This window comes from Chryseobacterium sp. SIMBA_028, assembly GCF_046535285.1.
GTDB lineage: Bacteria > Bacteroidota > Bacteroidia > Flavobacteriales > Weeksellaceae > Chryseobacterium.
This window is the reverse complement of record NZ_JAWRWZ010000570.1, coordinates 1-254: the sequence shown is the minus strand read 5'-3', so window position 1 is coordinate 254 and position 254 is coordinate 1. Positions and strand designations below refer to the sequence as shown.

The window sequence follows — 254 nt, the reverse complement described above, 5'->3', positions numbered from 1 at the left end:
CTGGCCGCCATGTCGCCGGAGGCTTTTGTCCGCGACGTGCTTCTGGATGGTCTCCAGGCAAGCCACGTGGTGATCGGCCACGATCTCCGTTTTGGCGCCGGCAACTCCGGCGATGTAGCCACCATGGAGGACTTGGGCGAGCAGTTTGGCTTTGGCGTCCAGGTGGTCAACGAGTACGGCGCCGGAGTATCCATCGACGACGGCGGCACTGACCGCCGCTGCTCTTCGACCTGGGTCCGGGAAGCATTGTCAGA

The 254-nt window shown here is 63.8% G+C and carries 1 pseudogene; it reads left to right on the top strand.

From position 1 onward, the window contains the following. Nucleotides 1-254: pseudogene (locus tag SCA31_RS24530) on the top strand (hypothetical protein); the annotation flags it as partial.